At 61.8% G+C, this 4,498-nt stretch carries 3 protein-coding genes and 1 pseudogene; all 4 read left to right on the top strand.

Annotated features, from left to right (window positions below):
* Positions 1-421, top strand: a pseudogene (locus HX846_RS05085) (MFS transporter); the annotation flags it as partial.
* Between the two features lie 130 nt (positions 422-551).
* Positions 552-1,889, top strand: coding sequence for an ATP-dependent RNA helicase DbpA (dbpA, locus tag HX846_RS05080; protein WP_256739774.1), 1,338 nt, complete (start codon positions 552-554; stop codon positions 1,887-1,889).
* A gap of 160 nt (positions 1,890-2,049) precedes the next feature.
* Positions 2,050-3,228: an NAD(P)/FAD-dependent oxidoreductase gene (locus HX846_RS05075; protein ID WP_102604416.1), complete on the top strand. Its 1,179-nt coding sequence runs from the start codon at positions 2,050-2,052 to the stop codon at positions 3,226-3,228.
* Positions 3,229-3,462: 234 nt separating this feature from the next.
* Positions 3,463-4,498: YccS/YhfK family membrane protein (locus HX846_RS05070; protein ID WP_256739773.1), on the top strand; the 1,036-nt coding region annotated here is incomplete at its 3' end.

Below are 4,498 nucleotides of genomic sequence, written 5' to 3'. Positions count from 1 at the left end.
CGGCAACACCCTGGCGCTGGGCATCATGCTGGCGAGCATGGGCCTGGTCAGCGAACACACGCCCTACCCGCTGCTGCTGAGCATGCTGGCGATCCTCGGGGCGATCAACTCGCTGCAATTCACCGCGATGAACACCGTGACCCTGATCGACCTCGACGACGCCCAGGCCAGCAGCGGCAACAGTTTGCTGTCGGTGGTGGCGCAGTTGTCCCTGAGCCTTGGGGTGGCCTGCGCCGGTGCGCTGCTGGGTGGTTTTACCGCCGAAGTGGGCAACGACGGGGTCGACACGGTGCTTGGGGCGTTCCAGTTGACCTTCGTCACCGTGGGCATCATGGCGATGCTGGCGGCGGCGATCTTCCTGCAATTGTCGCCAAAAGATGGCAAACGCGTGGTCAGCCGTGAGCACGACATTGAGCATTAACAGGCTTCTCGTCTAGAACTTGCAGGGAAAATCCCACGAGACTGGTACACTGCGCGACATTTTGTTTTGCAGAGCCAGTCCCGTGACTACCATCGCCACCGCTTTTAATACTTTGCCCCTGTCCGCCGCCATGCTGGCTAACCTCGACTCGCTGGGTTATGTCGAGATGACGCAGATCCAGGCGCAAAGCTTGCCGGTGATCCTCAAAGGGCTGGACCTGATTGCCCAGGCCAAGACCGGCAGCGGCAAGACCGCAGCCTTCGGCATCGGCCTGCTGAACCCGATCAACCCGCGCTACTTCGGTTGCCAGGCACTGGTCATGTGCCCGACCCGCGAGCTGGCTGACCAGGTGGCCAAGGAAATCCGCCGCCTGGCCCGCGCCGAAGACAACATCAAAGTGCTGACCCTGTGCGGCGGCGTGTCCCTCGGCCCGCAGATCGCTTCCCTGGAGCACGGCGCCCACGTCATCGTCGGCACCCCGGGCCGCATCCAGCAGCACCTGCGCAAGGGTTCGCTGGTTTTGGACGGCTTAAACACGCTGATCCTCGATGAAGCCGACCGCATGCTCGACATGGGCTTCTACGACGCCATCGAAGACATCATCAGCAAGACCCCGGCCCGCCGCCAGACCCTGCTGTTCTCGGCCACCTACCCGGTGAGCATCAAGCAGCTGGCCTCGAAATTCATGCGCGCGCCGCAACAGGTCAAGGCCGAAGCGTTCCACTCGGACGACCAGATCGAGCAACGCTTCTACGAGATCTCCCCGGAAGAGCGCATGGACGCGGTGACCAAGGTCCTGGCGCATTTCCGCCCGGCGTCTTGCGTAGCCTTCTGCTTTACCAAGCAGCAAGTGCAGGAAACCGTGGATCACCTGACCGCCAAGGGCATCTCCGCCGTTGGCCTGCATGGCGACCTGGAACAGCGCGACCGTGACCAGGTACTGGCGATGTTCGCCAACCGCAGTACTTCGGTACTGGTCGCCACTGACGTTGCCGCCCGTGGCCTGGACATTGATGCACTGGACATGGTGATCAACGTCGAACTGGCCCGCGACTCGGAAATCCACATCCACCGCGTGGGCCGTACCGGTCGCGCGGGTGAGACTGGCATCGCTATCAGCCTGGTTGCCCCGTCTGAAGCCCACCGCGCCCAGGCCATCGAGCAGTTGCAGAAGTCGCCGCTGAACTGGGACCAACTGGACAACCTCAAGCCTCAGAGCGGCGGCCCGTTGCTGCCATTGATGAGCACCCTGTGCATCGCCGCCGGCCGTAAAGACAAGGTTCGCCCGGGCGATATCCTTGGCGCACTGACCGGTGAAGCCGGGATTCCGGGGGCCCAGGTCGGCAAGATCGCGATCTTTGATTTCCAGGCGTTCGTGGCCGTTGAACGCGGGATCGCCAAGCAGGCGCTGCAGCGCTTGAATGACGGCAAGATCAAAGGCCGTTCGTTGCGCGTGCGTATCCTGTAAAGATCTCAAGCTATACCGAGATCAAAAATGTGGGAGCGGGCTTGCTCGCGAATGCGGTATATCAGTCGACAGATTCGGTGACTGACACTGCGCATTCGCGAGCAAGCCCGCTCCCACATTTGACTGTATTCCAATTCAGAATTTGTATGAGGACATGGCTGTGCGCTCGACCGAAGTTGTGATCATTGGCGCCGGCGCCGCAGGCTTGATGTGTGCGCTGACCGCCGCCGGGCGTGGGCGCAAGGTGATGTTGATCGACCACGCGAACAAGGCCGGCAAAAAGATCCTGATGTCCGGCGGTGGCCGCTGCAACTTCACCAATATGTACACGGAGCCTGCCAACTTCCTCTCCCACAACGCGCACTTCTGCAAGTCCGCCCTGGCCCGCTACACCCAGTGGGATTTCATCGCGCTGGTGGCCAAGCACGGCGTGCCGTACCACGAGAAAAAACTCGGCCAGCTGTTCTGCGACAACAAGTCCAGCGACATCCTCGGGATGCTGCTGGATGAGTGCATCCAGGTCGGCGTGAGCATGCACCTGGACACCTCGGTGCAGGAGATTGCCAAGGTCGATGGCGGCTATCAGTTGCAAACCACCCTGGGTGAGTTGCGCTGCGAATCACTGGTGATCGCCACCGGCGGGCTGTCGATCCCGACCCTGGGGGCCACCGGCTTTGGTTATCAAGTGGCCAAGCAGTTCGGCCATGAACTGCTGCCAACCCGCGCCGGGCTGGTGCCGTTCACCATCACCGACCAGCTCAAGGAATTGTGCGGCGAGCTGTCCGGTACGTCCGTGGATTGCCTGGTGAGCTGCAACGACCAAAGCTTTCGCGAGAACATCCTGTTTACCCACCGCGGCCTGAGCGGGCCGGCGATCCTGCAGATTTCCTCCTACTGGGAACCCGGCGACACGGTGGAAATCAACCTGCTGCCCGACCACGACGCCCACACCTGGCTGCAAGCGCAACAGGTGGAGCGCCCGAACAGCGAGCTGAAAACCCTGCTGGGTGAGATCTTCACCAAGAAGATGGCCAACCTGCTGGCCGAAACCTGGTTCGTTTCCAAGCCGATGAAGCAGTACACCCACGCCGAGATTGCCGACATCGCCGGCAAACTGGGGAGCTGGCAACTGGTGCCGGCGGGTACTGAAGGCTATCGCACCGCCGAGGTCACCCTGGGTGGCGTGGACACCCGGGAAGTCTCGTCCAAGACCATGGAATCCCTGAAAAGCCCCGGTTTGTACTTCATCGGCGAAGTGTTGGATGTGACCGGTCACCTGGGCGGGTTCAATTTCCAGTGGGCGTGGGCCTCCGGTTATGCCGCTGCCCAATTTGCCTGACGGAACCCGGTAAAAAAATGTGGGAGCGGGCTTGCTCGCGAAGGCGGAGTGTCAGCTAATACATCAGTGACTGATACACCGCCTTCGCGAGCAAGCCCGCTCCCACATTTGGTTCGTGGTGTGCTTGGAAGTAATGACTGGAATAAATTTTGCTCTCAGATGTGATCGCCACGCTTGCCGTGGCGTCATTACTGGCTCAATTTAGCGGCATCGTCCCGGAAGACCCCAGACTTCATGTCATCGACCTCCTTCAAGCAGTCCATGCGGCGCCTTTGGGCACTGGATAAGTTCAGTTACAGCGTACGGGTATTCATCGCCCTGACCGGCAGCATGGCGCTGTGCTGGTACCAGAATGAAATGGCGCTGCTGATCCCGCTGTTCCTGGGGATTATCGCCAGCGCCCTGGCCGAGACCGATGACAACTGGCAAGGCCGGCTCAACGCCCTGGCCGTGACACTGGTGTGCTTCAGCACTGCGGCACTGTCCGTCGAACTGCTTTTCCCTTATCCCTGGATCTTCGCGATCTTCCTGGCTCTGTCCAGCTTCGGCCTGACCATGCTCGGTGCCCTCGGCGAGCGTTATGGGGCGATCGCTTCGGCCACCCTGATTCTCTCGGTCTACACCATGATCGGCGTGGACCAGCGCGGTGGCGCCGTCACCGACTTCTGGCATGAACCCTTGCTGCTGGTGGCCGGCGCCGCGTGGTATGGCGCGCTGTCGGTGTTGTGGCAGGTGCTGTTTTCCAACCAGCCGGTGCAGCAGAGCCTGGCGCGACTGTTTCGCGAGCTGGGACGCTACCTCAAGCTCAAGTCGTCACTGTTCGAACCGATCCGCCAACTGGATGTGGAAGCGCGGCGCCTGGAACTGGCGCAGCAGAACGGCCGGGTGGTGGCAGCACTGAACGCCGCCAAAGAGATCATCCTGCACCGGGTCGGCAATGGTCGCCCGGGCTCCAAGGTCAGCCGCTACCTCAAGCTGTACTTCCTGGCCCAGGACATCCACGAGCGCGCCAGCTCGTCGCACTACCCTTACAACGCCCTCGCCGAAGCCTTCTTCCACAGCGACGTGCTGTTCCGCTGCCAGCGCCTGTTGCGCCAGCAAGGCAAGGCCTGCCAGACCCTGGCCGAATCGATCCAGATGCGCCAGCCGTTCGTTTATGACGACAGCTTCGCCGAAGCCCTGGGCGACCTCAACGCCTCCCTGGAACACCTGCGTATCCAGAGCAACCCGGCCTGGCGCGGCCTGCTGCGCTCCCTGCGCGCCCTGGCGG

The sequence above is a fragment of the Pseudomonas sp. K5002 genome (assembly GCF_013386655.1).
Taxonomy (GTDB): domain Bacteria; phylum Pseudomonadota; class Gammaproteobacteria; order Pseudomonadales; family Pseudomonadaceae; genus Aquipseudomonas.
Note: the sequence above shows the minus strand (reverse complement) of the source record. Positions and strands in the feature narration are given on the sequence as shown.